This is a genomic window from Actinomadura graeca (genome assembly GCF_019175365.1).
Lineage (GTDB): Bacteria > Actinomycetota > Actinomycetes > Streptosporangiales > Streptosporangiaceae > Spirillospora > Spirillospora graeca.
In genome coordinates this window covers 2716416-2741078 of record NZ_CP059572.1, presented here as the reverse complement: position 1 = coordinate 2741078, position 24663 = coordinate 2716416, and the positions used below count along the sequence as shown (strand labels likewise).

The 24663-nt window shown below is 73.0% G+C and carries 26 protein-coding genes; 17 read left to right on the top strand and 9 right to left on the bottom strand.

Features of this window, described 5'->3' with window-relative positions:
* The first annotated feature begins 136 nt into the window (after positions 1–136).
* Positions 137–766 carry a hypothetical protein gene (locus AGRA3207_RS12060; RefSeq protein WP_231334691.1) on the top strand — a complete coding sequence of 210 codons (630 nt, stop codon included), beginning with the start codon at positions 137–139 and terminating at the stop codon, positions 764–766.
* Here the strand turns inward: AGRA3207_RS12060 and AGRA3207_RS12055 are convergent.
* The 4 genes from AGRA3207_RS12055 to AGRA3207_RS12040 all read right to left on the bottom strand — a co-directional run bounded on the left by AGRA3207_RS12055 (position 717) and on the right by AGRA3207_RS12040 (position 4636).
* Positions 717–1532, bottom strand: coding sequence for a WecB/TagA/CpsF family glycosyltransferase (locus AGRA3207_RS12055; RefSeq protein ID WP_231334690.1), 816 nt, complete (start codon positions 1530–1532; stop codon positions 717–719). The genes AGRA3207_RS12060 and AGRA3207_RS12055 overlap by 50 nt on opposite strands.
* A gap of 2 nt (positions 1533–1534) precedes the next feature.
* Entirely contained in the window at positions 1535–2722 is a 1188-nt protein-coding gene (locus AGRA3207_RS12050; RefSeq protein WP_231334689.1) for a hypothetical protein, read from the bottom strand.
* The gene (locus AGRA3207_RS12045) at positions 2719–3261 is read right to left on the bottom strand and encodes a class I SAM-dependent methyltransferase (protein WP_231334688.1); all 543 of its coding nucleotides are present in this window, start codon (positions 3259–3261) and stop codon (positions 2719–2721) included. Before AGRA3207_RS12045 ends, AGRA3207_RS12050 begins: the two co-directional genes overlap by 4 nt.
* 346 nt (positions 3262–3607) lie before the next feature.
* Entirely contained in the window at positions 3608–4636 is a 1029-nt protein-coding gene (locus tag AGRA3207_RS12040) for a TolB family protein (RefSeq protein ID WP_231334687.1), read from the bottom strand.
* A gap of 357 nt (positions 4637–4993) precedes the next feature.
* On the opposite strand from AGRA3207_RS12040, the gene AGRA3207_RS12035 reads away from it, so the two are divergent.
* From AGRA3207_RS12035 to AGRA3207_RS12025, 3 genes are read left to right on the top strand one after another with little or no spacing between them, the layout of a single operon-like run.
* Positions 4994–6316, top strand: a complete 1323-nt coding sequence (locus AGRA3207_RS12035; RefSeq protein WP_420830882.1) for a sugar transferase — start codon at positions 4994–4996, stop codon at positions 6314–6316.
* Positions 6317–6360: 44 nt separating this feature from the next.
* Positions 6361–7437, top strand: a complete 1077-nt coding sequence (gene wecB / locus AGRA3207_RS12030) for a non-hydrolyzing UDP-N-acetylglucosamine 2-epimerase (RefSeq protein ID WP_231334685.1) — start codon at positions 6361–6363, stop codon at positions 7435–7437.
* A gap of 2 nt (positions 7438–7439) precedes the next feature.
* Positions 7440–8699 (top strand): nucleotide sugar dehydrogenase, encoded by a 1260-nt coding sequence (locus AGRA3207_RS12025; protein ID WP_231334684.1) that lies wholly within the window; start codon positions 7440–7442, stop codon positions 8697–8699.
* Between the two features lie 22 nt (positions 8700–8721).
* Here the strand turns inward: AGRA3207_RS12025 and AGRA3207_RS12020 are convergent, their stop codons facing one another.
* The 4 genes from AGRA3207_RS12020 to AGRA3207_RS12005 all read right to left on the bottom strand — a co-directional run bounded on the left by AGRA3207_RS12020 (position 8722) and on the right by AGRA3207_RS12005 (position 12408).
* On the bottom strand, positions 8722–9180 hold the full coding sequence (locus tag AGRA3207_RS12020; RefSeq protein ID WP_231334683.1) for a universal stress protein: 459 nt from the start codon (positions 9178–9180) through the stop codon (positions 8722–8724).
* A gap of 3 nt (positions 9181–9183) precedes the next feature.
* A complete protein-coding gene (locus AGRA3207_RS12015; RefSeq protein ID WP_231334682.1) occupies positions 9184–9840 on the bottom strand; it encodes a response regulator in 657 nt (218 codons plus the stop codon).
* Entirely contained in the window at positions 9819–10622 is an 804-nt protein-coding gene (locus tag AGRA3207_RS12010) for a sensor histidine kinase (RefSeq protein WP_231334681.1), read from the bottom strand. The genes AGRA3207_RS12015 and AGRA3207_RS12010 overlap by 22 nt, the downstream gene beginning before the upstream one ends.
* Positions 10623–10980: 358 nt before the next feature.
* Positions 10981–12408, bottom strand: a complete 1428-nt coding sequence (locus AGRA3207_RS12005; protein ID WP_231334680.1) for a sensor histidine kinase — start codon at positions 12406–12408, stop codon at positions 10981–10983.
* Between the two features lie 132 nt (positions 12409–12540).
* Here AGRA3207_RS12005 and AGRA3207_RS12000 point away from each other — a divergent pair, with 132 nt between their 5' ends.
* Positions 12541–14703: an MMPL family transporter gene (locus AGRA3207_RS12000; protein WP_231334679.1), complete on the top strand. Its 2163-nt coding sequence runs from the start codon at positions 12541–12543 to the stop codon at positions 14701–14703.
* A 114-nt stretch (positions 14704–14817) separates the two neighbouring features.
* On the opposite strand, the gene AGRA3207_RS11995 is transcribed toward AGRA3207_RS12000, so the two are convergent.
* Entirely contained in the window at positions 14818–15528 is a 711-nt protein-coding gene (locus tag AGRA3207_RS11995) for a response regulator transcription factor (protein ID WP_231334678.1), read from the bottom strand.
* A 242-nt stretch (positions 15529–15770) separates the two neighbouring features.
* Between AGRA3207_RS11995 and AGRA3207_RS11990 the strand changes: the two genes are divergently transcribed.
* The 12 genes from AGRA3207_RS11990 (at position 15771) to AGRA3207_RS11935 (ending at position 24635) form a co-directional block, all read left to right on the top strand.
* Positions 15771–16514 carry an SDR family NAD(P)-dependent oxidoreductase gene (locus AGRA3207_RS11990; protein WP_231334677.1) on the top strand — a complete coding sequence of 248 codons (744 nt, stop codon included), beginning with the start codon at positions 15771–15773 and terminating at the stop codon, positions 16512–16514.
* Positions 16514–16852, top strand: a complete 339-nt coding sequence (locus AGRA3207_RS11985; protein ID WP_231334676.1) for an antibiotic biosynthesis monooxygenase family protein — start codon at positions 16514–16516, stop codon at positions 16850–16852. The genes AGRA3207_RS11990 and AGRA3207_RS11985 overlap by 1 nt, the downstream gene beginning before the upstream one ends.
* On the top strand, positions 16849–17172 hold the full coding sequence (locus AGRA3207_RS11980; RefSeq protein ID WP_231334675.1) for an antibiotic biosynthesis monooxygenase family protein: 324 nt from the start codon (positions 16849–16851) through the stop codon (positions 17170–17172). Before AGRA3207_RS11985 ends, AGRA3207_RS11980 begins: the two co-directional genes overlap by 4 nt.
* Complete coding sequence (locus AGRA3207_RS11975; RefSeq protein ID WP_231334674.1) at positions 17169–18389, top strand: FAD-dependent monooxygenase; 1221 nt, start codon at positions 17169–17171, stop codon at positions 18387–18389. Before AGRA3207_RS11980 ends, AGRA3207_RS11975 begins: the two co-directional genes overlap by 4 nt.
* A gap of 13 nt (positions 18390–18402) precedes the next feature.
* On the top strand, positions 18403–18861 hold the full coding sequence (locus tag AGRA3207_RS11970; protein WP_231334673.1) for an anthrone oxygenase family protein: 459 nt from the start codon (positions 18403–18405) through the stop codon (positions 18859–18861).
* Between the two features lie 33 nt (positions 18862–18894).
* A complete protein-coding gene (locus tag AGRA3207_RS11965; protein WP_231334672.1) occupies positions 18895–19257 on the top strand; it encodes a SchA/CurD-like domain-containing protein in 363 nt (120 codons plus the stop codon).
* The gene (locus AGRA3207_RS11960) at positions 19254–20222 is read left to right on the top strand and encodes an amidohydrolase family protein (protein WP_231334671.1); all 969 of its coding nucleotides are present in this window, start codon (positions 19254–19256) and stop codon (positions 20220–20222) included. The genes AGRA3207_RS11965 and AGRA3207_RS11960 overlap by 4 nt, the downstream gene beginning before the upstream one ends.
* Positions 20223–20452: 230 nt before the next feature.
* Positions 20453–20755: a TcmI family type II polyketide cyclase gene (locus AGRA3207_RS11955; protein WP_231334670.1), complete on the top strand. Its 303-nt coding sequence runs from the start codon at positions 20453–20455 to the stop codon at positions 20753–20755.
* Positions 20734–22461: an acetyl-CoA carboxylase carboxyltransferase subunit alpha gene (locus AGRA3207_RS11950; RefSeq protein ID WP_231334669.1), complete on the top strand. Its 1728-nt coding sequence runs from the start codon at positions 20734–20736 to the stop codon at positions 22459–22461. Before AGRA3207_RS11955 ends, AGRA3207_RS11950 begins: the two co-directional genes overlap by 22 nt.
* Positions 22454–22999 (top strand): acetyl-CoA carboxylase biotin carboxyl carrier protein, encoded by a 546-nt coding sequence (locus tag AGRA3207_RS11945; RefSeq protein ID WP_231334668.1) that lies wholly within the window; start codon positions 22454–22456, stop codon positions 22997–22999. Before AGRA3207_RS11950 ends, AGRA3207_RS11945 begins: the two co-directional genes overlap by 8 nt.
* Positions 22996–24396 carry an acetyl-CoA carboxylase biotin carboxylase subunit gene (locus AGRA3207_RS11940; protein WP_231334667.1) on the top strand — a complete coding sequence of 467 codons (1401 nt, stop codon included), beginning with the start codon at positions 22996–22998 and terminating at the stop codon, positions 24394–24396. Before AGRA3207_RS11945 ends, AGRA3207_RS11940 begins: the two co-directional genes overlap by 4 nt.
* Entirely contained in the window at positions 24387–24635 is a 249-nt protein-coding gene (locus AGRA3207_RS11935) for an acyl carrier protein (RefSeq protein ID WP_231334666.1), read from the top strand. The genes AGRA3207_RS11940 and AGRA3207_RS11935 overlap by 10 nt, the downstream gene beginning before the upstream one ends.
* Positions 24636–24663 lie beyond the last annotated feature (28 nt).

The following is a 24663-nucleotide window of genomic DNA, read 5'->3' as shown; positions in this document are numbered from 1 at the left end:
TCCCCCTTCACGACCCTGTCGTCCGGTCAGTCCCGCCGTCCCGGCCGCGCCGCCGCGTGGCCACACCCGGCGAGCACGTTCTGCCGCACTCTGTTACATGCCACCATGTCACGGACATGCGGGAATGGAGTGGTTTGTGGCCATACGAGATTTCGGGGCGGCGCTGCGGCGTCACCCTCTGGTGACGGCCGTCGCCGTGGTCCTGACGGCCCTCGCCGTCCTGCGCGTGCAGACGGCGCCGATGCGCTACGAGGCCCGGACGGTCGTCACGTTCCTCTCGCCGCAGTCGCCGTTCCCCCGCAACTCGTTCGCCAGCTTCACCCCGTCGCTGGTGACGATGGCCGAGGTCTCCAGCCGCTGGCTGGACTCGTCCGCCGGGCGGCGCGCCGTCCGGTCGGCGGGCGGCACCGAGGCGTTTCAGGTGCTGCTCGCCAACCGCGGCAACCAGGAACAGCCGATTCACGACCAGCCGTACCTCACCCTGTCGGTGACGGCGGGGACCCCCGCCAAGGCCCGCGGGACGCTGCTGAAGGTGCTCGCGGTGCTGCGCGAGCGGCTGCGCCGCCAGCAGGCCGTCCAGGGCGCGCGCCCCGGCTCGTACATCTCCTGGCAGGTCGCGGCGGGCAGCGACCGGGCGGTGCCGGTGCTCGGCCGCCCGTCGCGTGCCCTCCTCGCCGTCCTGCTGATCGGGGGGATCGGCGGGACGTACGCCGCCGTCACCGCCGATCGCCGCCGGAACCGGAAGAGCGCGGCCGCCCCCGCGTGAGCCCGCGGACGAGCTCACGGGCCACCAGCAGGACGAACGCGAAGTTCGTGGTGAAATAGCGCGGCCCGAGCCGCATCGGCTCCTGGAGGCAGCGGTAGAGCCACTCCAGGCCGTGCCGCTGCCACCACTCCGGCGCCCGGCGCACCTCACCGGCCAGGACGTCGAACGTCCCGCCGACGCCGTGCACCACCTGCGACCCGGTCCGGGCCGACCAGTCCTGGACGAACAGCTCCTTCATCGGCGACGACACCCCGATGAACAGCAGGTCGGCGCCGCTCTCACGGATCTCGTCGGCGACCTCCGGGGCCTCGGCGGACGAGAAGTACCCGTTCCGCGACCCGGCCACCTCCAGCCGCGGGAACCGGCGGAGGATCTCCGCCACCGTCCGGTCCAGCACCTCCTGGCGGGCGCCGAGGAAGAACACCCGGTGGCCGCGCCGCTCCGCCTCGGGCAGCAGCGACAGCATCAGGTCGATGCCGGCGACGCGCTCGGGCAGCGGCCGGCGCAGCAGCCCGGCCGCCCACACCACGGACTGGCCGTCCGCCAGCACCAGGTCGCAGCCCAGCACCGCCTTGCTCAGCCGGGGGTCCTTGCGGAGCCGCACGATCTTCGCCGCGTTCAGCACCCCGATCGTGATCGGGGACCGCTCCTCGACGGCCTTCACGCAGCGGGCGACGGTCTCGTCGATCGTCAGCGGGTCGAGGTGGACGCCGAGGAAATGGGCCCGCTGGAGAGGGCGGTTGGGCTCCGAACGCTGTGCCTTCATCGTCACTCCCTTGAGGTGGGGGCGAGCCAGGTGTGCAGCAGCCACCCGAGCTCGTAGGGGCGGCACTCCCGGTCGACCACGACCGGGGGGAACCTTCTGTCAAGGGAGCCGATCCGCCATCCGGGGCGCAGCCTGGTGGTCGCCGCGCGCACCCCCCGGACGGCCTTGCGCGGGTCGTTGCGGGCGACCTTCCTCCATGTCATGACCGGTTCGCCGGGCTCGGCGCCCGGCAGCATCGACGCGCCCGTCTCGGCCGTCCCGGCCAGCCAGCGCACGCCCTTGGCCACCGCGAGGTGGTGGGCGGTCCCGCCCGCGTCGGCGAGGTCGAGCAGCGCCATCGGCGCCATCGCGTGCTGGTGGACGCTGTAGACCGGGTAGCCCTCGACGACCTCGCCGGTACGGGCGTCGTAGTGCCACCACCACTGGCCCTCGGCGCCCTGCACCGCGCAGATGCCGTTCGCGACGGCGTCGGCCGCGGCCACCGCCCGGTCGTCCCCGACCCTGGCCAGCGCCTGGACGGGGTACACCTGGTCGGCGAAGCAGCCGACGTGCGCGCGGTAGCGGGGGACGAGGCCGGTGCCGCCCACCTCGTGGGCGTACAGCGACCGTCCCCTGAGGCCGTCGAGCAGCCGGTCGCGGGCCCGGCCGAGATGCTCCTCGGCCCCGGGCGCGCCGCCCGCGTCCCGTACGGCCGCCAGCGCGGAGGCGACCCACGCCGCGTCCACGGTGAAGACCGGGCCGCCGCCCGCCGGGTCCGCCGCGGCGAGCCGGGCGAGCGCCAGTTCCAGCTTCCCGTGCCCGGCCTCCGCGGCCGCCCAGCAGATCAGCGCCACGTCGCCGAGCGAGGTGACCGCGCCGGGGCCGGTGTCCTCCAGCCGGTTCACAAGGGCCCCGACCAGCTCGTCCACCGTGTCGCCGCCGAGCGCGGCGCGTTGCTCGTCGGGCGCCAGCAGCCGGGCGCCGAGGGCGACGATGGCCGCGTAACGCAGGCTCGTGCCTTCGGGCGCGACGGCCAGGTCGACGCGCCCGTCCGGGGCGGTCCCGGCGCGCATGGTGAACACGAACCCGCCGGGCGCATCGGTCCGCATCCGCGGCAGGCCGCGCACGGCCCGCCCGATCAGCCGGGCGATCAGGTCGCGGGCGGCGGGGTCGGTCTCCGCCAGCCGCCGCATGCGGGGGGAGACGCTCACGAGCGCTTCACCGCGATCAGCGACTTCGTCAGCCCGGCGACCTTCTCCGAGCGGATCGAGGAGTGCGGGAAGTAGGCGCGCATCTCGGTGCGGCTGAGCAGCTCCACGTCCAGGACGGTCCGCAGCGCCTCGGCGCGGTCGGCCGGGGGCGTGTGCACCAGCGGCCAGTGCCGCGCCACGGTCACCCGCGCTGCGGCGGGCAGGAACTGCATCCCCGGGCACACCCAGTGCGGTTCCACCGGGAAGTAGCGGTACGGCGTCTGCACCCAGTGCCGGTCGGCGAGCTCGTGCACCGCGTCGGCGAACATGCTGCGGCGCGCGTGCCCGCCCACGTGCTCCAGCACGGAGTTGGAGATCACCACGTCGTAGTCGCCCGCGAGGATCTCCGCGGGCAGCTCACAGGCGTCGGCGTTATCGGAGCGCAGCCACGACGGCAGGTCCGGCGGGGGCTTCTCCAGGTTGACGATGTGCACCCGGGCGGGCTGGACGGGCGCGCGCCGCCACGCCTCCGCCGTCCCGCCGAGGTCGATCACCGACATCTGGTCGAGCTCGGGAAAAGTCGCGCGCAGCCAGTCCCACCGGCGCGACCGATAGCGCGCGCCAAGGGAACCCGGCGCGTCAACGAATTTGTTACGGAAAGTGTGCAGCCGAGTCAATCGTTCACCCCGTCCAATGATTCGGCTCATTATTGTTCGGAGAACCACTGAAAACGCCAGGGTTCACCGTGGCCGACTTTGGACATGGGGTGCCGGTAAACTTACCCCCAGGGTCCGGAGACCGTCCGCGAAAGTGAGGGCGGTGTGCCGCAAGCGCTGCGCCACAAGGGGATACCGACTGGTAACAAATGGGGCTCCGGACACCCGGAGGCGAGATTCGGTCGCCGCGTCATCGGATTGCGGCCGGAGAGAAGGCGTCGGCGAGCAGCAGGCGTGGCGCGCCCGATCCGTCCGCGGGCACCGTCCACACGTCGGTCCCCGTCTTGGCCGCCCCCTTGCGCAGCAGCCCGTAGGCGACGGTCCCGTCGTCGATCCAGACCGCCTGGTCGTCCACCGACGCGGTCTCGGCCAGCGCCGTCTCGCGCATGGTGCGCAGGTCGAGGGTGTGCAGCCGCCAGGGCCGGGACGGGTCGCCCGTCGCCTTCTTGAACGCCAGCCGCGTGCCGTCGGGTGACAGCGACGGGCACTCCAGGTTCGTCCTCAGCGTCCGCATCGCGCGCGTGCTCACCCGCCCCTCCACCAGGTAGGTCTTCTCCTTGGTACGCACGGTCGCATAGAAACGATCATCGTCGCGGGTGAAGGTGACGCCCCAGTAGTTGAGATCGCGCGACCAGTTGCGCCGCCCGTCCTGGACCAGCGTGAACTTCTCCAGGTCGAGCCAGAGCCGCCCGGTCTTCCTGTCGAAGACCCCGGTGCGCGTGGACAGGTTCTTGCTCTGGTAGTTGTGCCCCTCGACGAACGTCGTCCACGAGACCATCCGGCCGCTCGCCGACACCTGGGCGCGGCTCGGCACCCCCTCGATCGGGAACAGGTGGGAGCGCCGCCCGTTCCCGTCCAGGATCTCGGCCGACGTCTGCGCCACGGCCTTGCGCTCGACCGTCAGGCACACTCCGGTGCCGCCGGCGGCGTGCACGCGGACACAGGACGTGCCGGTGATCGTCCGCTTGTCCGGGGCCGTCACCACGGGCGCGCCGGGCGGGCCGGACAGCCGGACGGCGGCGAGCCTGCCCGCCGACGGGCCGGTCCCACCCTGGCGGAACACCAGCTGGCCCGGCCGCCGCAGGTCGAGCGCCACCGCGCCGACCGGGGCCGCGGGGCCGGGGCCACCGTCGCCGTTCCCGGAGCCGCAGGCGGCCGAGAGCAGGGCGGCCGACACCGCGACCGCCGCGGGCGTGAGGGTCCTCCAGAGGTGGGGCACGGCGTCAGGGTAGGTTCCGGTCACCCCCCGGCCCGCCGTACGACCGATTCCGGCCATCTGGGTGGTTCAACGTTGAGGCGGCCTCTTACGGCCAGGGGTAACCTTCGTGCATTACCTTCCCTTTAACCGTGGAAACTGGCACCTTAACTGTCGTGTCAGTCCTGCCATTCGTTCCTTGGAGGGGGAGCGGGGCGGGACCTCGGGGAGGGGACGGGGGATGCCCGCATGAGTGTGGTCGATCGTTCGGAAACGGCCGCCCCGCTGTGGCGGCGCCGACGATCGAGAAGCGTCGGCTGGGTTTCGGATCATGTTCGCCTGGCCATTACCGTAGATTTCTGCTGTGCTCTCGCGGCCGGTGTGGTCGGCTTCCTGTTCCGGTTCGGCGACGACACGGCCGCGCCCCGGCCGGACGCGATGCTCGCGGCGGCGCTGCCGCTGATCTGGGTGGGCTGGGTCGCCGCGACCCGCGCCTATGAGTCGCGGTTCTTCGGCGCCGGCTCCGAGGAGTACCGGCGCATCCTGGACGCCGGGATCAGCCTGACCGCCGCCGTCGCGATCCTTTCCTACGCCACCAAGGCCGAGGTCGCCCGCGGGTTCGTGGTGGTGACGCTGCCGACGGTGACGCTGCTGAGCCTGCTCGGGCGGTACCGGCTGCGCAAGCACCTGCACCTGCGCCGGGCCCGCGGCCAGGGCATGCGCCGCGCGGTCGCGGTCGGCCACCGCGAGGCGGTGACCGAGCTGGTCCGCGAGTTCGGCCGCGCCCGCCACCACGGCATGCAGATCGTCGCGGCCTGCCTGCCGGCCGACGGCGGCGCCGACCGGGTCGGCACCGTCCCGGTCGAGGGCGGGATGTGGGAGGTCGCCGACGTGGTACGGCGGTGCGACGCCGACGCGGTGGCCGTGCTCGCCTGCCCCGAGCTGGCGGGCGTCGAGCTGCGGCGGCTCGCCTGGAAGCTGGAGCGGACCGACACCGAGCTGCTCGTGGCGTCGGCGCTGCTGGACATCGCGGGCCCGCGCACCTCGATCCGCCCCGTCGCGGGGCTGCCGCTGATGCACGTGGAGCACCCGCAGCTCGCGGGCGTGAGGCGGATGCTGAAGGCCGTGTTCGACCGGACGGTCGCGGCCTTCGCGCTCGTCCTGCTGTCCCCCCTGTGGGCCGTGACGGCGCTGCTCATCCGGCTGGACGACCCCGGCCCCGCCTTCTTCTCCCAGGAGCGCGTCGGCCTCGGCGGGCACGGGTTCCGGATGCTGAAGTTCCGCACGATGGTCGTGGACGCCGAGCGGCGCCGCCGCGAGCTCGCGGCCCGTGACACCTCCGGCAGCGTGCTGTTCAAGCTCAGGGACGACCCCAGGATCACCCGGATCGGCTCGCGGCTGCGGCGCTGGTCCATCGACGAGCTGCCGCAGCTCGTCAACGTGCTGCGCGGCGAGATGTCGCTGGTCGGCCCGCGCCCGCCGCTGCCGGACGAGGTGGACCGCTACGGCGAGGACGTGTTCCGGCGCCTCGCGGTGAAGCCCGGCATGACCGGGCTGTGGCAGGTGAGCGGGCGCTCCGACCTGTCGTGGGAGGAGTCGGTCCGCCTCGACCTGCGCTACATCGAGAACTGGTCGCTGGTGCTCGACATGCAGATCCTCTGGAAGACGCTCGCCGCCGTCTTCCGTGGTTCGGGGGCATACTGACGGCTCCCGCCCACGGAATCCATGGACGGCATCGAAGGGACACAATGATCACCTCGCTGACGCACGTGCTCGGCACGCGGCCGAACCTGGTCAAGGCCGCGCCGGTGGTCGCCGCGCTCGACGACCTGGACCAGACCGTCGTGCACACCGGGCAGCACTACGACGAGAAGATGTCGAAGGTCTTCTTCGACGACCTGGGCATGCCCGAGCCCGATGTGAACCTGGGCGTGGGCTCCGGCGGGCACGCCGAGCAGACCGCCGCGGTGATGGTCGGGCTGGAGCGCGAGTTCCTCCGCCGCACGCCCGACCTGGTCGTGGTGTACGGCGACGTGAACTCGACGATCGCCGCCGCGCTGGTCGCGGCCAAGCTGCACATCCCGGTCGCCCATGTGGAGGCCGGGCTGCGCAGCTTCGACATGACCATGCCCGAGGAGGTCAACCGGCGGCTCACCGACCAGCTGTCCGACCTGTGCTTCGTGACGAGCCCGGAGGCGATCGGGCACCTGGCCAACGAGGGCGTCCCGGTGGCCCGGGCCCACTTCGTCGGCAACCCGATGATCGACACGCTGCTGGCCAACCTCGACCGGTTCGACACCGGCCGCGTCCGGGCCGCGCACGGGCTGCCCGAGCGGTACGTCCTGGCGACGATGCACCGCCCCGCCAACGTCGACGCGCCCGGGACCGCCGCCGCGCTGGTCCGGCACCTGCACGGCGTCGCCGACCTGGCCGACCTGGTCATCCCCGTCCACCCGCGCGGCCGCGCCACCCTGCTGGCCGCCGGGCTCGACGAGCACCCGCGCGTGCACGTCCTGGAACCACTCGGCTACATCGACTTCATCGCCGCCGTCCGCGGCGCCGCCGCGGTCGTCACCGACTCCGGCGGCCTCCAGGAGGAGACCACCATCCTCGGCGTGCCGTGCCTGACCGTCCGGCCCAACACCGAACGGCCCATCACCATCACCCACGGCACCAACCGCCTCGTCACCTTCGAGGAACTCGTCCCCGCGGCGGCCAAGGCGCTCGGCGGGACCGAGCGGCCCGACCGGACCCCGCCGCTGTGGGACGGGCACGCCGGCGTCCGCATCGCCGACGTCGTCCGGCGCTGGACGGGGGTGGCGTAGTCATGGACGTGGTGGTCATCGGGCTCGGCTATGTCGGGTTGCCGCTGGTCCGCGCGGCGTGCCGGGCCGGTCTGAAGGCCGGGGGGCTGGACCGCGACGCGCGCGTGGTCGCCGGGCTCGACGCCGGGCTGTCGCACATCGACGACGTCTCGGCCGCCGAGGTCGGCGAGATGCTGGCCCACGGCTTCACGCCGACCCTGGACGAGGGCGTCCTGGACGGCGCGCGCACGGTGGTGATCTGCGTGCCCACGCCGCTGTCGGAGGAGGGCGGCCCGGACCTGACCGCGGTCCGCGGCGCCGCCGAGACCGTCGCCCGCCACCTGGAACCGGGCATGCTGGTCATCCTGGAGTCCACCACCTACCCCGGCACCACCGACGAGGTCGTCCGCCCCATCCTGGAGACCTCCGGCCTGGCCGCCGGCGAGGAGTTCCACCTGGCCTTCTCCCCCGAGCGCATCGACCCCGGCAACCCCGTCTACGGCATCCGCAACACCCCCAAGATCGTCGGGGGGTTCACCCCGGCGTGCGCGTCGGCGGCCTCGGCGTTCTACGGCAAGTTCGTCGACCGGGTCGTGGAGGCCAAGGGCACCCGCGAGGCCGAGATGGCCAAACTCCTGGAGAACACCTACCGCCACGTCAACATCGCCCTGGTCAACGAGATGGCCGTCTTCTGCGACGAGTTGGGCATCGACCTGTGGGACGCCATCGACTGCGCCGCCACCAAGCCCTTCGGCTTCCAGCCCTTCCGCCCCGGCCCCGGCGTCGGCGGCCACTGCATCCCCATCGACCCCAACTACCTGTCCTACAAGGTCCGCTCCCTGGGCTACCCCTTCCGCTTCGTCGAACTCGCCCAGGAGATCAACGAACGCATGCCCCGCTACGTCGTGGAGCGCGCCCAGCAACTCCTCAACCGCGAAGGACGCGCCCTCAAAGGCGCCAAAGTCCTGCTCCTGGGCGTCACCTACAAAGCCGACATCGCCGACCAACGCGAATCACCCGCACGCCCCGTCGCACGCCGCCTGATCCGCCTCGGCGCGGAACTGACCTACCACGACCCGTTCGTCGCGTCCTGGCAGGTGGACGGCACCGACGTGCCCGGCGCGGGGCCGCTGCCGGACGCGCTGGAGGCCGCGGACCTGACGATCGTCCTCACCGGGCACAAGACCTACGACCCGGCGACGCTCACCCGGCACGCCCGGCTGCTGTTCGACGCCGTCGGCCACACCCGCGCGACACCGGACGACACCACCGAACTCCTCTGACGCCCCCGGCCGGGCCCCCGCCTCACACGATCAGGAGGGGGAGCCCGTGCCGGGAGCGCAGGACGGCCGCGAGGCGGCGGCCGCCCGCCCGCGGAAGCGGGCGGCGCGGGCGCGGCACCAGCACCCAGTCCGGCGGATGCCGCCGGGCGAGGCGGACGATGCCCCGGGCCGGGTCGCCGTCGACCACCGCCATGCGCCAGCCGACCCCGGCCGGGTCGAAGATCGCCGACAGCCGGATGAGCGCGGCGATCTCCAGGTCGCCGTTGCGCCAGCACGCCATCGCCGACGGCTCGAACGCCGCCGCCCAGGGCGGCCGGGTCAGCAGCGCCATCGTCACCGTGCCGCCGGAGGCCGCCGCGAGACGGGCCGCGCGGTGGGCGGCGGCCATCCCGCAGCGGCCGTCGGCGACGGCGACGGCGATCAGGTGGTCCCGCGTCCGTGCCGGGACGGGCGGGGACGGGGCCTGGTCGGGATCCGGCATCGGCTACACCAGCCCGTTCTCGTAGGCGTAGATCACGACCTGGACCCGGTCACGCACGCCGAGCTTCTGGTAGAGGTGCTTGACGTGCGATTTCACGGTGCTCGCGCCGAGGGTGAGCAGCTCGGCCATCTCGTCGTTGCTGTGGCCCCGCACGAGCAGCTTGAACACGTCCAGCTCGCGGTCGGTCAGCTCGGGCAGCTCCACCGTGCGGACGGTGGACAGCGTGGGCCGGCGCGCGAACTCCCGGACGAGCCGCCGCGTCACCGACGCCGACAGCAGCGCCCCGCCCGCCGCGACCTCCTGCACGGCCTCCACGAGCGTGCGCGCCGGCGCGTCCTTGAGGATGAAGCCGGTCGCGCCGATGCGCAGCGCCTCGAAGAGGTGCTCGTCCTGGTCGAACATCGTCAGGATGATGACCTTGGCGTCGATCCCGGAGCCGGGCGCGCAGATCTCGCGCGTCGCCTCCAGCCCGTCCATCCGCGGCATGTGGATGTCCATCAGCACGAGATCGGGTTTCAGTGAACGGACGCCGCGGACCGCCTCGACCCCGTTGGCGGCCTCGCCGACGACCACGATGTCGGGTGCGCCGTCGAAAGTGGCCCGCAGCCCGTTGCGCACCAGCGGCTGATCATCGACGATCAGGACGCGGATCTCATCCATCTGCCTCTCCTGCTCTCCCAGCGGGCCGCGGATTCGACCATCGGAATGCGCGCGCGGAGCAGGAATCCACCGGTCGGCGGCGTTCCGCATTCGAAGGAGCCGTTGACCGCGTCGACCCTTTCCCGGAGCCCGGCGAGGCCGTGGCGCACATTCTGGCGGTGCTCGGTGAAAGGGACGATCGGCAGCGCGTGGATATCTCCGCCGGTGCTGCTGGCCGCGCCGCTGGCGACGCAGAGATGGAGTTCGTCGCCGAACCGCAGCGAGGCGCGGACCGGTCCACCGTCGTGCTTCACCGCATTGGTGAGCCCTTCCTGCACGATGCGGTAGGCGGTGTGCCGCACCTCGTCCCTGAGCAGGTGCTGGACGCCGGCGTTCTCCAGCGCGACGCTGAAGTCCGCGCCGAGCGTCCGGACGCCGAGCTCGGTGATGCCGCCGGCGAGGGTGGGCCCGGGTCCGGGCTCGGCGGCGCCGTCCCACGCGTGCCCCCGCACGCGCCCGGTGCCGGTGCCCGGGCCCTCACGTAACTCGCCGACCAGGCGGCGGACATCGTTCATCGTCGTGTGGACGGCGTCGTCGATCGCCTCGGCGACCGGCTTGGCGCGCGGGGCCGCGAGCGGCAGGCGCCGCGCGCTCATCGAGATGAGCAGCATTCCGTGGCCCACCGTGTCGTGCAGTTCCCGCGCGATCCTCCTCCGTTCCCCGTGGACCGCCGCGCCCACCTCCCGTGCGGTGTGCTGGCGCCGCGACCAGACGACCCCGGCCAGGACCGAGGCGCCGACCACGAAACCGATCAGAAATTCGAGATCTACCGCGAACTCCCACGTCAAATGCGGTGTCACTGTATAGGGCATCACTTTCCCCCATGGCCCCGAGGACATCTGACAATTGGTGCAGGTAGTGCGGGGATTGGGAGTGACCGATGTCACAGATCGCTTGCTACCTCGCTAGGAGGCCACCCCGTCGCCGCCGACTCTATACCGGTGCACATTGTTCTGCAAGAAGTTTGTAAGTTTATCCTCAGTATCGGCCACCGGTTCGTTGGGCCATTGCTACACTCTGATCAAGTCGCCTTACTGGCCGTGAGAAATGCGGAAAAGGTGAATCGGGCTCATGAGCGTTTACTAATAGGCAAATCCGGCGTTATTGTCGGGCACCGTCCAGGGGAAGCCGAATCCGGACGAGCGTGCCGCCCGCCGGCGCGGCCTCCAGGCGGACCTCGCCGCCGTGCGCCGACACCACCGCGTCCACGATCGACAGGCCGAGCCCCGCGCCGCCCCGGTGCCGTGAGCGGGCCGCGTCCGCCCGGTAGAACCGCTCCAGGGCGTGCGACCGCTGCTCCGCGGTCAGGCCGGGCCCCTCGTCCTCGACCTCCAGCACCGCGCCGCCCTCGCGCTCGCCGTACCGCACGACCGCCGGGGTCCCCTCCGGGGTGTGCTGGCGCACGTTGGCCAGCAGGTTCGCCAGCACCTGGCGGAGCCGGTCGGCGTCGCCGCTGACCACGAGCGGGCCGTCCCCCCTGAGCTCCACCGGACGGTCCGGCGCGACGGCCCGCGCGTCCGACACCGCGTCGCCGGCGAGCGCGCCGAGGTCCACGGGCTCGCGCTCCAGCGGCCTGCCCTGGTCGAGCCGGGCGAGCAGGAGCAGCTCGTCCACCAGCACGCCCATCCGCTCGGCCTCGGACTCGATACGCGCCATCGCCTTCGCGAGGTCCTCGGGACGCTGCGCCGCCCCGCGCCGGAACAGCTCGGCGTACCCCCGGATCGTGGCGACGGGGGTGCGCAGCTCGTGCGAGGCGTCGGCGACGAAGCGGCGCAGCCGGTCCTCGGCCGTCCGCCGCTCCCGGAACGCCGCCTCGATCTGGGCGAGCATCCCGTTCAGGGCCTGGCCGAGCCGCCCCACCTCGGTCCGCGGGTCGGCCCGCGTCACCCGCCGGGTCAGGTCGCCCGCGCCGATGGCCGCGGCCGTCGCGCCGAACTGCTCCAGCGGGCGGAGCCCGCGCTTGACCACCGTGCCGGCCACCAGCGCCACCCCCAGGAGCGCCAGAAACCCGAACACGGCCATCGAGCCGGTGGTGCGGCCCTCGAACTCCTCCGACTCGATGCTCTGGACGCCGATGACGAGGAAGCGGGAACGGTCGGGCAGCCAGGCCACCCGGACCCGGAAGCTCGAGTCGCCGCCGGTGTCGATCGTCCTGAACCGCTCGCCGTCGGGATTGTCCGCCGTCACGCGGCGCGGCGCCAGGCCGCGGGGCAGCTCCGGCGCCGGGCCGTAGTTCACCGTCTGCAGGATCGTGCCGTCCGCCGCCCGGATCTGGAACAGCGACGGTATGCCGCCGTCGGCGGCGAGCGCGCGCCACAGGGTCGTCACGTCGTCCGGCGCGGACGCGACCGCGAGTTCCCGGCGCGCCCCGATGACCTCCGCGGCGTGCCTGCCGGGGGAGGCGAGCATCCGGTGGTCGCGCTCGGACGTCCAGTCGCGCACCGCCGCGAACGTGGCCAGCCCGGACAGGAGCAGCCCCAGCGCCGCCAAGGCCACCGAGGACAGGATCAGCCGTCTTCGCAGTGACACGTCTGTGAGTCTCCCGTCGCGTTCTGGCCTGACGCTGTGCGGACCCTTAGAGAACGGTGTGATTCGCGATTCTCTGCGTTTTCTATGAGCACCCGGACGGCGGCTGAAGTTCGGTCCGCTGCACTGGGCCTCATGGAAACATTCTCCAGGTTCGTGCTACGGCACAAGTTGTTCGTGGCCATGGTCTGGCTCGCCGTCACGGCCGCCGGAGCCTTCGCGGTCACCAAGGTCAGCGACCGCCTTGTGGAGGACTTCGCGCCGGCGGGCTCGGCCGCGCGCGACGCCAACCACGCCATCGACGCCACCTACCGGAGCGGCGGCGACAGCGCGCCCACGGTGCCGGTCATCGTCCTGCCCCAGGGCAAGACGGTGGACGACCCGGCGGTGCGGGCGGCGCTGGCCACCGCGTTCCAGAACGCCGCGAAACGGCTGGACGCCCGTGTCGTCTCCTACGCCGACACCGGCGACCGCCGGTTCGTCGGCGCCGACGGCCGGACGACCTTCGGGTTCGTCTACCCGCGGCATCCCGCCGGCAAGCCGGTGGACGAGGGGCCCGATCTCAGCAAGCCACTGACACAGATCATCCAGCCGTCCCTGCCCACGGGCTCCACCCTGCGCGTCACCGGGATGGACCTGCTGTCGGAGGGCGGCGGCGAGGAGGGCGTCAGCGTCCTCACCGAGACGCTCGTCGGCGGCGTCGGCGCCCTGCTGGTGCTGGCGTTCGTGTTCGGCTCGTTCCTCGCGTTCGTCCCGCTGCTGATCGCGATCGTGTCCATCCTCGGCTCGTTCCTCGCCGTCTACGGGCTGACGGAGATCGGCGAGGTCAACTTCCTGGTGCAGTTCGTCGTCGCGCTGATCGGCCTCGGCGTCGCCGTCGACTACTCCCTGCTGCTGGTGACCCGCTGGCGGGAGGAGCGCGCCCACGGCCACGACGGCGAGGAGGCCGTCCACCGGGCCATGGCCACCGCCGGGCGCTCGGTGGTGTTCAGCGGCGTCGCGGTCAGCATCGGGCTGATCGTCATGCTGGTGCTGCCCGTCCCGTTCCTGCGCAGCATCGCCTACGGAGGCATGATCATCCCGTCGGTCAGCGTGCTGGCCACGCTGACGCTGCTGCCGATCATCCTCGCGACCGCCGGTCCCCGCCTCGACTGGCCGCGGCTGCGCAAGGACTCCCACGCCAGCCGCGCCTGGGCGGCGTGGACCCGCGGCGTCATCCGGTTCCGCGTCCCGGCGGCGCTGGGCGCGACGCTGGTGCTGGTCGCGCTGGCCCTCGGCGGCCTGAACATCCACCTCGGCGAGGCGGGCAGCGGCGCGCTGGCCAAGTCGGGCCCCGCCTACGAGGGCGTCGCCGCGCTGAAGTCCGCGGGCGTCACCTCGGGCGTCCTCACCCCGGTCGACGTCATCGTCCCGCCCGGGACGACGCCCGGTACGGCGGCCGCGCGGCTCGCGGGCGTGGACGGCGTGCGCACGGCCGTCGCCCCGTCCGGCGAGGCGTGGCGGCAGGGCGGGACGGCGCTGCTGACGGTGATCCCGGTGGACGAGGGCGGCACCAACGCCGGCCACGACACCGTCCGGCGGATCCGCGACGCCGTGCCGTCCGGGTCCCACGTGGGCGGCGAGGCCGCGAGCGACATCGACTTCATCAGCCAGGTGTACGGGGTCTTCCCGTGGATGCTCGGCCTGATCGCCCTGCTCACCTTCGTGCTGCTGGCGCGGGCGTTCCGGTCGCTGGTGCTGCCGCTCAAGGCGGTCGTGCTGAACCTGCTGTCGCTCGCCGCGGTGATCGGCTCGGTCACGCTGATCTGGCAGGAGGGGCACGGCAGCGACGCGGTCTGGGGCGTGCCCGCGACCGGCGCGATCGGCGCCTTCATCCCCTGCCTGATCTTCGCGTTCCTGTACGGGCTGTCGATGGACTACGAGGTCTTCATCCTCGCCCGGATCCGGGAGGAGTACGAGCGCACCGGATCGACCCGGGAGGCGATCGTGGAGGGCCTCGGCCGGACGGGACGGCTCGTGACCAGCGCCGCGCTCATCCTGTGCCTGGCGTTCGCCTCGATGGCCGCCGCGCCGATGACCGAGGTCAAGATCTTCGCCACCGGCCTCGGCCTCGGCATCCTGCTGGACGCCACGATCATCCGGGGCATCCTGGTGCCCGCGCTGATCTCGCTGTTCGGTGACTGGAACTGGTGGCTGCCCGGGTGGGCCGCGCGGATCCTGCGGGTCGCGCCGTCCTCGGCGGTCAAGCCCCAGGCGGTGCCGGAGCTCGTCCGCGTGCCCGACCCGACCGGTACCTGATCCCGCCGGTACCCGATCCGGCCGGTGCCCGATCCCTCCTGGTAAGCGAAAGGCCCGGGATGCCCTCCCCCCGCATCCCGGGCCTTTCCGCGTCCCCGCCGTGAGGCGGGGCCGTCAGTGCTCTTTCGACGCTTCCTTGGGCAGCCGCAGGACGTACCCGACCCGCGGGATCGTGTGGATCAGCGGCGGCTCGATCGCGTCGACCTTGCGGCGCAGATAGCTGACGTAGGTCTGCACGACCCCGTCATTGCCGCCGTGGTCGTAGTTCCACACGTGGTCGAGGATCTGCCGCTTGGTCAGCACGCGGCCCGCGTTGATGACGAGATAGCGCAGCAGCTTGAACTCGGTCGGCGTCAGGTCCAGCGGCTCGCCCTGGCGCCGCACCTCGTACGCCTCCTCGTCGATCACCAGGTCGGCGAACGACAGCCGCGCCTCGGCCGGCTCCGCGCTGCTCGTCCGCCGCAGCACCGCCCGGATCCGGGCGATCAGCTCCTCCAGGCTGAACGGCTTGGTGACATAGTCGTCGCCCCCCACGGTCAACCCGGCGATCTTGTCCTCGGTGGCGTCCCGCGCGGTGAGGAAGACGACCGGCGCCGCGCATCCCTCGCGCCGGAGCCGGTGGCAGGTGTCCAGGCCCGACCCGTCCGGGAGCATCACGTCGAGCACGATCAGATCCGGCCGGAAGTCGGTGACCCTCGCTGTCGTCTCGGCGCACGTTCCGGCGACCTCTGCGGTGTACCCCTCGTACCGCAGGGCCGTGGCGACCAGATCGGCGAGATAGGGCTCGTCGTCGACGACGAGAACGCGCTGTGCGGACTGATTCATGGCTCCAAGTGTGAACGGTGGACCTTGGAGAACGCAGAGAAAGCTGTGTGAGGGGTCTCTGCGTGCACGGGGACCTTATCCGCGTGCACGCCGGGCGGCTCCGGGCGGCGCGCCTCCCCCGCCGGTATCCCGACCGGCCTGAAGGGGGACGAAGGGCCTCGCCCCGCAGGTGGAAGACGATGCGCTGTCCGTTCCGTAGCGTGCCTTCCGATCCGACGGAGTTCCGACGGAAGGTGCGGTTCATGAAATCCGAATTCGACCTGTCCGGTGAGCACATCCTGGTGACGGGCGGGACGCGGGGCATCGGCCAGGCGGTCGTCCTGGCGCTCGCCCGGGCCGGCGCGCGGGTCACCGCGTCCTACGTGACGGGCGGCGAGGCCGTCTCGGCCCTGGACAAAAGGCTCGCCAACCTGGGCGCCGACTACCAGCTCGTCCGCGCGGACGCGGCGAAGGCGGCCGACGTCTCCGCGCTCGTGGAGCGGGCGCACGAGCGTTTCGGCGGCCTCGCGGGCGTCGTCAACAACGCCGGCGTCGTCAGCCACCGCACCATCGAGGACCTGGAGCCGGAGGAATGGCACCGCGTCCTGGACGTGAACCTCACCGGCATGTACCTGACGGTCCAGGCCGCGCTCAAGCGGCTGGAGCCGGGCGCGTCCATCGTCAACGTCACCTCGGCGGTCGCGTTCCGCGGCATGGCCGGGCGGGTGCACTACACGGCCGCGAAGTCGGGCGTCACCGGGCTCACCCGCTCGCTCTGCAAGGAGCTGGGGCCGCGCGGCATCCGGGTGAACGGCATCGCCCCCGGGCTGGTGGAGACCGACCAGATGAGCGGCGTCCCGCAGGCGGCGCGGGACCGCTACTCCGGCATGATCGCGCTCGGCCGGATCGCCGACCCCGGCGAGATCGCCGGGCCGGTGCTGTTCCTGCTCAGCGACGCCTCCCGCTACGTCACCGGCGCCACCCTCCACGTGGACGGGGGGATCTGATGATCAGGGCCACGCTGCGGATGCGCGTCCGCCCCGGCGGGGAGCGCGCGTTCGAGCGGGCCTTCGACGCCGTCGCCGCCGCGACCAGCCGGGAGCCCGCCAACCTCCGGCAGTCGCTGCTGCGCGGCGACGAGCCGGACACCTACGTGATCACCAGTGACTGGGAGAGCCTCGATGCGTTCCGCGCGTTCGAGCGCAGCCCGGACCAGGACCGGCTGACGGCGCCGCTGCGCGAGCTGCGGGTGTCGGCCGAGATGCGCGTCGACGAGATCGTCCGGCACGTCGACGCCGACGGGACCGGTACCGGCCGGACCGAGCATGAGAGGGAGTCGAGATGACCGTACGGGTGATGGTGTTCGCGTCCGTCAAGGAGGACCAGCGGGGGCCGTTCGAGGCCGCCTACACCGAGGTCGCGGCCAAGGTCGCGGGCACGCCGGGCCATGTCCGCGACGAGCTGCTGCGCGACGGCGACCGTCCCGGCGGCTACATCCTGCTCAGCGAGTGGGAGAGCGAGGAGCAGTTCCTCGCCTGGGAGGACGCGCCCGTCCACCGGGAGGCGACGACGCCGATGCGGCCCTACTGGGCGGGCCGGGTGGAGCGGAAGATCTACCCGGTGCGGGCCACCGCGGACGGGGTACGGCCGGGCGGCGGAGCATGACCGACGGTGGTTCCGGTGGGGACCCGGGCGACGCCGCGCCGCCGCCGGGCGACGGCGGGGTCGCGATCGTGGGCGGGGGCATCGGCGGGCTGACCGCCGCCGTCGCGCTGCGCGGCGCGGGCGTCCGCGTCACCGTCCACGAGCGGGCGTCCGACCTGGACCGGATCCAGGCCGGCGGCGGCCTGATGCTGTGGCACAACGCCGTGCGCGCCCTCGGGCTGCTCGGCCTCCAGGACGAGCTCGCCAAGATCGGTCACGAGATCCGGGTGCAGGAGTTCCGGTCGTGGCGGGGCCGGCGGCTGGCGCGGTGGCCGGTGAGCGAGGTCAGCGAGCGGTGCGGCGTGCCCGTCTACGCGGTGAGCCGCCCGGAGCTGCACCGGATGCTGACCGGGCAGGTCGGCGCGGACCTGCGGCTCGGTGCCCGGTGCGCCGGTTTCGCCGCCGACCCCGGCGGCGTGACGGTGACGCTGGCGAGGCCGGGCGGGAGGCGGGAGGAGATCCGGCGCGACCTGCTCATCGGCGCCGACGGGCTGCGCTCGACCGTCCGGGCGGCGCTGATGCCGTACGAGCCGCCGCCTCGCTACGCCGGGTACACCGCGTGGCAGGGCGTCGTCCCGGACCCGGGCGTGCGGCCGGGGACGTTCGTCAACATCTGGGGGCGGGGCCGCCGATTCGTCTACTACCCGCTCGCGGACGGCCTCGTCTACTGGGACGCCATCACCAGCGACCGCATCGGCCACGGGCTGGACGCGCTCGGCAGCACCGGCGGGCAGATCGTGTCCGAGCAGTTCGCGGGCTGGCCCGACCCGGTCGCCGCGCTCATCGGCGCCACCCCGCCCGCGGAGATCACCCCCATCGACATCTACGACCGCACCCCCGTCCGCCGGTGGACCGCGGGCCGGGTCACGCTGCTCGGCGACGCCGCCCACCCGATGGCCTTCAACCTCGGGCAGGGCGGATGCCAGTCGATCGAGGACGCGCTGGTGCTCTCCCAGTGCGTGGGCGCGGCGTCGTCGGAGGGCGAGGCGCTGGAGCTGTACGAGCGGCGGCGGCTCGGCCGCACGACCACGATCGTCCGGCGGTCGCGGGCCATCGGCTCGCTCAGCCGCTGGGAGCATCCCGCGCTGTGCCGGTTCCGTGAGGCGTTCATGCGGGTCGCCTTCAGGCGCGTCGTCTACCGCAAGACCTTCGACCTGATCACCGGGACCGACTTCTGAGGAGGGGACCGCCATGCTCGCGAGGACGCTGTCCATGGTCGTGCTGCTCGGCAGCGGCACGGTGGCGGGCACCCTGTTCGCCGTGTGGCGCGCGATCGTGCCCACCCTCGTCGCGCTGCCGGGCGACCGCTACGCGCAGGTGCACCAGCTCCTCGACCGCCGGTTCGACCCGCTGCTGCCGTGGGTGACCCGGGTGACGATGGCCACCGCCGTCGTCCTCGCGCTGCTGCCCGTCGGGCTGCACGCGCGGCTGCTGTGCTGCGCGGGGCTCGCCATGTCCGTCCTGGTCGCGGTGGTCTCCGACACCCGCAACGTGCCGATCAACCGGACGATCTCCGCGTGGGACCCGGGGGAGGTCCCCGCCGGCTGGGCCGAGCTGCGCGCCCGCTGGTGCCGCGCCAACTCCGTCCGCACGGCGTTCGCGCTGGCCGGGTTCGGCCTGTACGCGCTCGCCGCACTGTCCATCGACTGAGGAACCGCCACCCGAGGGAAAGGACCGACCACCGTGGAACGCCACGCGATCATGTTCAGGATCAGGCCCGGCACGCAGGACAAGGTGAAGGAGCTGCTGGCCGGGTACGCGCCGCCCGAGTGGACGGCGCCGGACGGCACCCGCCTGGTCAGCACGTCGGTGTTCGTCAAGGACGACCTGGTCGTCCGGATGATCGAGATCGACGGGAACCTGCCCGGGCTGATGGCGCACCTGTCGTCCCAGCCCACCATCCAGCGGGTCGAGCGGGAGATCGCGCAGTACCTGGCCGACGAGCGCGACACCAGCACCCCCGAGGGGACCCGCGACTTCTTCATCAGCTCGCTCATGCAGCACGTGACGACCCGCCGCTCCGACCCCGCGGAGACGCCGGCATGAGCCCGGCCGGGACGGTTCCGGCCGGGACGACGATCGACGTCCACGGGCACCTGGCCGCCGAGGGCGCGGGCGGGCTCGGCCCGCCGAGCCTGTTCGACCCCGAGGGCTCGATCGAGGCCAAGCGCGAGCAGGGCGTCGGGCTGACGGTGATCGGCAGCCCGTGCGGCGCGGGCTCGATGCTCCCCGGCGCGGCCGCGGAGAACTACGCCCAGCCCGTCGCGAAGGTCCGCGCGTACAACGAGGCCATCGGCGGCCTCGTCGACCGGTTCCCGGACGCGCTGCGCGCCTACGCCTACCTCGACCCGCTCGGCGGGGACGCGATGCTGGAGCAGGCCGCCGAGCTGGTGAAGGACCCGCGGTTCGTCGGGCTGATCGTCAACAGCAGCGTCGCCGGGGAGTACCTGAGCACGCCCCGCGCGGACGGCTTCTTCGCGATGGCGGCCGAGACGGGGGCGCCGGTGCTGGTGCACCCGCCGGCCGAGCCGGTCGGCACGGCCGCGATGGGCGGGCACATCGGCCTGGTCGAGCACGCGGTCCGGCCGTGCGACATCACCGCGGGCATCGCGGCGATCGTCTGCGCGGGCTGGCTGGAGCGCTATCCCGCGCTCCGGCTGATCGCCGCCGGCGGCGGCGGGGGGCTGGCGCACCTGCCCGAGAAGCTGGACGCGGCGATGCGCCCGTGGCCGGGGCAGCCGCCGGCCGGTCCGCACGGCTCGCCGGGCACGGCGGTGCCGAGTGAGTCGCTCGCCCGGATCTACGTCGACACGTCCTTTCCGAACGCGGCGCAGCTGCGCGCCAACCTGACCACGTTCAGCGCGTCCCACATCCTTGTGGGAACGGACGCACCGCCATTGATGGACCAGGTGAAGCCCATTATGGACATCATCGCGAGCGAACTGCGCGACCCGGCCGACCGCGAGCGCGTGTCGTGGCGGAACGCGGCGGAGCTCTTCGACCTGTCCTGACCATTCCCCGAATCGACGGCCGCGCGCTCGCCCCCGGAGCGCGCGGCCGTCGGCATGCCCGGCCACATGGGGCTTCTCCACCGCGCGGGGGACATTCCGGCTGCCGGGAGGAGGTCACATTTCACATCGGAGGGGGAAGACCGGCCTGATTCTGACATTTAGCGTGAAGGCGATTCCCAGGGAAACCTAAGGAGAGCCCAGTGACCGACCGGATCCTCATAGTCGCACGAATGCGGCCCGATTCCGCGGACGACGTGGCGGGGCTGTTCGGCGCGTCCGACGAGACGGAACTGCCCCGGGTCCTCGGCGTGACCCGCCGGAATCTCTTCCGGTACCGCGACCTGTACTTCCACTACGCCGAGTTCAGCGGCGCCGCGTCCGAGGCGATGTCCGAGGCGCGCCGCAGGGACGACTTCCGGAAGCTGAGCGACGACCTCGGCGCGCACATCGCGCCGTTCGACCCGGCGACCTGGCGGAGCCCCGCCGACGCGATGGCCGAGGGGTTCTACGAGTGGACGGGGGCCCCGCGATGACCGCCGCCGGGGCCCCGGGCACGGCGCTCGCCGCCGATCCGGAGGACGAGAAGTGGCTGCGGTGCGCCCAGTGCGCCGCGTCCGTCTACGTCCCGCGCCTGGTCCGCAACCAGCACGTGTGCCCCGAATGCGGGCACCACCGCCGCCTCGGCGCCCGCGAGCGGCTCGGCGTCCTGGTGGACGAGGGGTCGTTCCGCCCGGCCGAGCAGGTGCGGGGCGCGGACCCGCTCGGGTTCAGCGACTCCCGCCCGTACACCGAGCGGCTCGCGCAGGCACGGCGCCGCACCGGCCTCGACGACGCGATGCTCTACGGCACCGCCGCCATCGGCGGGCACCCGGTCATGGTCGCCGTCATGGACTTCGGGTTCATGGGCGGCAGCATGGGCTCGGCGGTGGGCGAGACGGTGGCGCGGGCCGCGGAGGAGGCCGAGGCGCGGCGGTGGCCGCTGGTCCTCAGCGCCGGGTCCGGCGGCGCCCGGATGCAGGAGGGCGCCCTCTCGCTGATGCAGATGGCGAAGTCCGCGCAGGCGCTCGAACGGCTCCGCGACGCGGGCGTGCCGTCGGTCTGCGTGCTGACCGACCCGACGTTCGGCGGCGTCACCGCGTCGTTCGCGACGCTGGCGGACCTGCTGGTCGCCGAGCGCGGCGGCCTGATCGGGTTCGCCGGGCCCCGCGTGATCGAGGCCGCGACCCGGGAGCGGCTGCCCGCCGGCTTCCAGACGGCCGAGTACCTCAAGGGCCAGGGCATGCTCGACCGGGTGGAGCCGCGGGACGGCGTCCGCCCGCTCCTCGCCCGGCTGCTGACCCTCCTCGGCGGCGACCGCACGCCGCCGCCCGCCGCGTCCGCCGCTCCGTCCGGGCCTGCCGCTCCGGCGGGCGCCGCGGGACGGGCCGCCCGCGTGCCCGGGCGCAGCGCGTGGGAGACCGTCCGGCTGGCCCGCGACATCGACCGGCCCACGACCCTCGACTACATCTGGCGGATCTGCGGCGACTTCGTGGAGCTGCACGGCGACCGGAACTTCCGGGACGACCCGGCGGTGGTCGGCGGCATCGGCGACATCGACGGCGTCACCGTGATGATCATCGGGCATCAGAAGGGCCACGACACCAAGGAGCTCGTCGCCCGCAACTTCGGGATGCCGGGCCCTGAGGGGTACCGGAAGGCGCTGCGCCTGATGCGGCTCGCCGACTCGCTCGGCCTCCCGGTCGTCACCCTGGTCGACACGCAGGGCGCGGCGCCGGGCGTCGGCGCCGAGGAACGCGGCCAGGCGTGGGCGATCTCCGAGTGCATCGCCGGGATGACGCGGCTGCGGGTGCCGGTCGTCGCCACCGTGACGGGGGAGGGCGGCAGCGGCGGCGCGATCGCGCTGGCCGTCGCCAACACCGTGCTGATGATGGAGAACGCCTGCTACTCGGTGATCAGCCCCGAGAGCTGCTCGACGATCCTGCACGGCGACCCGTCCCGGGGCGCCGCGATGGCCGAGGCGCTGCGCATCACCGCGCCGGAGCTGCTCGGGCTCGGCGTCGTCGACGGTGTGGTGGACGAGCCGGACGGCGGCGCGCAGGCGGCGCCGGCCGAGGCCGCGGCCGCCCTGAAGTCCGCCGTGCTGTCGGCGCTCTCCGGCCTCGCCGGGCTCGGCGCGGACGAGCTGCGGGAGCAGCGGCACGCCAGGTTCCGCCGCCAGGGGGTGGTCGCCGATGTCTGAGCACAACGAGCCCGCCGGGTCCGTCGAGTCGGCCGAGCACGCCCGCCCCGCCGCGCAGCCCCCGCCGGGGCACGAGTCGCTGCGGCTGCTCCGCGAGGAGGTGAGCCACCTCGTCAAGACCGTCCCCGGGCCGGTCACCAGCGTCTCCGCGCGCCTCGGGGAGTGCGTGCTGGAGGTCACCTGGGCGCAGCACGCCCCGGAGGCCCCGCGGACCGTGGTCGCCGCCCCGGCCGCCGCCGTGGCCGGGGTCCCGGCGGCGGGCGAGCCCGCCGCGCCGCCCGTCGACGACACCCTCAAGCGCGTCGTCGCCCCGCTGGTCGGGACGTTCTACGTGGCGCCCGAGCCGGGCGCGCCCCCGTTCGTCCAGCCGGGCGACCGGATCGAGGCCGGGCAGACGATCGGGATCGTCGAGGCGATGAAGCTGATGAACCCCGTCGCGTCCGACTGGTCCGGCGAGGTGCTCCAGGTGATGGTGGCCGACGCCGAGCCGGTGGAGTTCGGCCAGGTGCTGGTCCGGATCAGGACGGACGGGCCATGAGCCGCACCATCGGCACGGTGCTGATCGCCAACCGCGGCGAGATCGCCCTGCGCGTCGCCCGGTCCTGCCGCGAGATGGGCGTGCGGAGCGTGGCGGTGTACTCGACCGCCGACCGCGACTCCGCGGTCGTCCGGTACGCCGACGAGGCGGTGCACATCGGCCCCGCCCCGGCCCGCCGCAGCTACCTGTACGTGCCGAACCTCATCGAGGCGGCGCTGCGCACCGGCGCGGACGCCGTCCACCCCGGCTACGGGTTCCTGTCCGAGGACCCCGACTTCGCGCAGGTGTGCGCGGAGAACGGGCTCGCGTTCATCGGCCCGCGCCCCGAGGTGATGGAGTGCGTCGGCGACAAGGCACGGGTCCGCTCCCTCATGGGCGCCGCCGGCCTCCCGCTGCTGCCCGGCAGCGACGGCAGCGTGCCCACCCTCGCCGACGCCGAGGAGATCGCCGCCGAGATCGGCTACCCGGTCATCGTGAAGGCGGCGGCCGGTGGCGGCGGACGCGGGATCGAGGTCGCCCGCGACCGCGCGGAGCTCCAGGAGGCGTTCCGGCGGACGACGGCGCTCGCGCGGCAGGTGTTCGGGATCGGGGACGTCTACCTGGAGAAGTTCGTCGCCGCCGCCCGGCACGTGGAGGTCCAGCTCCTCTGCGACGAGCACGGCGCGGCCGTCCACCTCGGGGAGCGGGACTGCTCGCTCCAGCGCCGCAACCAGAAGCTGGTGGAGGAGTCGCCGTCCCCGGCGCTGTCCGACGGGCTGCGCGCCGAGCTCGGCCGGTACGCCCTCACCGGAGCGCGGGCCGTCGGCTACACCGGCGCCGGGACGATGGAGTTCCTCGTCGACGACGACGGCGCGCTCACCTTCATGGAGATCAACGGGCGGATCCAGGTCGAGCATCCCGTCACCGAGATGATGACCGGGATAGATCTGGTCAAGGAACAGATCCGGGTGGCCGCGGGGGAAACGCTCGGATTCGGGCAGGACGACGTCCGCCCGCGCGGCGCGGCGCTGGAGTGCCGTATCAACGCCGAGGACCCCGCCGCCGGGTTCCGGCCCACCCCCGGCCGGCTGGAGCTGTTCCGCCCGCCGGGCGGCCCCGGGGTCCGGATCGACTCGGGGTTCGCGCAAGGTGACTCCGTCCCGCCGAACTACGACTCGCTCGTCGCCAAGCTCGTTGTATGGGCTCCGACCAGGCAAGATGCGATCGAGCGCGCCTCACGCGGGCTGGCCGAGTTCGCCGTCGACGGGCCCGGGATCGCCACCACCATCCCGCTGCTCCGGCGGCTCCTCACACACCCGGCGTTCGTCCGGGGCGAGCACACGACCCGGTTCGTCGACGAGCTGATGGCCGGGCGGAGACCGGCCGAGGAAGAGGAAAGGGAACCGCAATGCCTGTAGAGAAGATCACCGACGAGGACGTCCTGGAGCTGCTGGTCGCCGTGGGCCTGGACAAGGCCGCCGGCGCCGAGTCCCTCGCCCGCTCCTTCGAGGAGCTCGACCTGGACTCCCTGGCCCGGATGGAGATCGCCACCCGGATCCAGGACCGCTACGACATCGACGTCGAAGAGGACCTCACCGCCGAGCAGACCCCCGAGGGGCTGAGGCGCATGGTCACCGAACGCCGGCTCGCCGTCTGACCCGCCCTGACCGAGCCCGAACGCCTGA

Coding starts and splice junctions, on each gene's coding strand:
- AGRA3207_RS11975 (WP_231334674.1), top strand. CDS start 17,169: ATGACCGACGGTGGTTCCGGTGGGGACCCGGGCGACGCCGCGCCGCCG.
- wecB (WP_231334685.1), top strand. CDS start 6,361: ATGATCACCTCGCTGACGCACGTGCTCGGCACGCGGCCGAACCTGGTC.
- AGRA3207_RS12020 (WP_231334683.1), bottom strand. CDS start 9,180: ATGCCGGATCCCGACCAGGCCCCGTCCCCGCCCGTCCCGGCACGGACG.
- AGRA3207_RS11995 (WP_231334678.1), bottom strand. CDS start 15,528: ATGAATCAGTCCGCACAGCGCGTTCTCGTCGTCGACGACGAGCCCTAT.
- AGRA3207_RS11985 (WP_231334676.1), top strand. CDS start 16,514: ATGATCAGGGCCACGCTGCGGATGCGCGTCCGCCCCGGCGGGGAGCGC.
- AGRA3207_RS11990 (WP_231334677.1), top strand. CDS start 15,771: ATGAAATCCGAATTCGACCTGTCCGGTGAGCACATCCTGGTGACGGGC.
- AGRA3207_RS11970 (WP_231334673.1), top strand. CDS start 18,403: ATGCTCGCGAGGACGCTGTCCATGGTCGTGCTGCTCGGCAGCGGCACG.
- AGRA3207_RS11980 (WP_231334675.1), top strand. CDS start 16,849: ATGACCGTACGGGTGATGGTGTTCGCGTCCGTCAAGGAGGACCAGCGG.
- AGRA3207_RS11945 (WP_231334668.1), top strand. CDS start 22,454: ATGTCTGAGCACAACGAGCCCGCCGGGTCCGTCGAGTCGGCCGAGCAC.
- AGRA3207_RS12000 (WP_231334679.1), top strand. CDS start 12,541: ATGGAAACATTCTCCAGGTTCGTGCTACGGCACAAGTTGTTCGTGGCC.
- AGRA3207_RS12015 (WP_231334682.1), bottom strand. CDS start 9,840: ATGGATGAGATCCGCGTCCTGATCGTCGATGATCAGCCGCTGGTGCGC.
- AGRA3207_RS12045 (WP_231334688.1), bottom strand. CDS start 3,261: ATGTCGGTGATCGACCTCGGCGGGACGGCGGAGGCGTGGCGGCGCGCG.
- AGRA3207_RS11940 (WP_231334667.1), top strand. CDS start 22,996: ATGAGCCGCACCATCGGCACGGTGCTGATCGCCAACCGCGGCGAGATC.
- AGRA3207_RS12025 (WP_231334684.1), top strand. CDS start 7,440: ATGGACGTGGTGGTCATCGGGCTCGGCTATGTCGGGTTGCCGCTGGTC.
- AGRA3207_RS11935 (WP_231334666.1), top strand. CDS start 24,387: ATGCCTGTAGAGAAGATCACCGACGAGGACGTCCTGGAGCTGCTGGTC.
- AGRA3207_RS11955 (WP_231334670.1), top strand. CDS start 20,453: ATGCGGCCCGATTCCGCGGACGACGTGGCGGGGCTGTTCGGCGCGTCC.
- AGRA3207_RS11960 (WP_231334671.1), top strand. CDS start 19,254: ATGAGCCCGGCCGGGACGGTTCCGGCCGGGACGACGATCGACGTCCAC.
- AGRA3207_RS12055 (WP_231334690.1), bottom strand. CDS start 1,532: ATGAAGGCACAGCGTTCGGAGCCCAACCGCCCTCTCCAGCGGGCCCAT.